The following is a 1,321-nucleotide window of genomic DNA, read 5'->3' as shown; positions in this document are numbered from 1 at the left end:
CCCAGCTCCCAGGCGTCGATGTGGCGGGCGGTGAGCATGGCCAGGGCGCGGTCGCGGTCCTCCGGGGAGACGATGGCCACCATGCCGACACCCATGTTGAAGGTCTTCTCCATCTCCTCGCGCGGGACCTTGCCCAGGTCGGCGATGGTGCGGAAGATCTGCCCCGGGGTCCAGGAGGAGCGGTGCATCTCGGCGACCAGCCCCTCGGGGATGATGCGCTCCATGTTGCCCGCCAGGCCTCCACCGGTGACATGGCAGAAGGTGCGCACGTGGCACTCGGCGGCCAGGGCCAGGCAGTCCTTGGCGTAGATGCGGGTCGGCTCGAGCATCTCCTCACCGAGGGTGCGGCCGAGCTCCTCGACGTAGCCGTCGAGCGGCAGGCCGGCCTTCTCCAGGAGGACGTGGCGGGCCAGGGAGTAGCCGTTGGAGTGCAGGCCCGAGGAGGCCATGCCGATGATGATGTCGCCGGAGCGCACCAGGTGGGGGCCGAGCAGCTCATCGGCCTCGACCACGCCCACGGCCGTGGCGGAGACGTCGTAGTGGCCGGGCTCCATGACACCGGGGTGCTCGGCGGTCTCGCCGCCCAGCAGCGCACATCCGGCCTGGACGCAGCCCTCGGCGATGCCCGCGACAATCTGCGCGACGTGCTCCGGCACCACCTTGCCGATGGCGATGTAGTCCTGCAGGAACAGCGGCTCCGCACCGCAGACCACGAGGTCGTCGACGCACATGGCGACCAGGTCGATGCCGATGGTGTCGTGCTTGTCCATGGCCTGGGCGACGGCGAGCTTGGTGCCCACGCCGTCGGATCCGGCGGCCAGGAGCGGCTCCTTGTACTTGCCGAGCGCGAAGAGGCCGGCGAAACCGCCGAGCCCACCGCGGACCTCCGGACGGGTGGCACGCTTGGCCAGCGGGGCGAAAAGCTCGACGGCGCGGTCGCCGGCCTCGATGTCGACTCCGGCGGCGGCGTAGGAGGCACCCTGGTTGTCGGTCATGGGTTCTTCACGTCTCTTTCTGTCAGGAGGGTCTAGTTGGCCTGCATCGTGGCCACGAGCTCGGCGTTCGCGTTGCCGGTCGGCAGCCCCAGCGGGTACTTGCCGTCGAAGCAGGCGACGCAGAGTTCATCGCGGGACTGCTCGGTGGCCTCCACCATCTCGTCGATGGTGACGAACCCGAGGGAGTCGGCGCCGATGGCGGTGCAGATCGACTCGGTCAGCGCGGCGGTACCGTTGGTGGAGTCACCCGCGATGGCGTTGGCGATGAGCTCGCCCGGGCTGGCGAAGTCGATGCCGTAGAAGCACGGCCACTTCACCGGCGGGGA

General features: G+C 69.6%; 1 protein-coding gene and 1 pseudogene. Both read right to left on the bottom strand.

The features are described 5' to 3' along the window. On the bottom strand, positions 1–995 hold a 995-nt coding region (purM, locus tag Q4F73_RS06460), incomplete at its 3' end, for a phosphoribosylformylglycinamidine cyclo-ligase (RefSeq protein WP_303358536.1). A 32-nt stretch (positions 996–1,027) separates the two neighbouring features. Beyond that, positions 1,028–1,321, bottom strand: a pseudogene (locus tag Q4F73_RS06455) (amidophosphoribosyltransferase); the annotation flags it as partial.

The organism is Corynebacterium sp. (genome assembly GCF_030535495.1).
GTDB lineage: Bacteria > Actinomycetota > Actinomycetes > Mycobacteriales > Mycobacteriaceae > Corynebacterium.
Note: the sequence above shows the minus strand (reverse complement) of the source record. Positions and strands in the feature narration are given on the sequence as shown.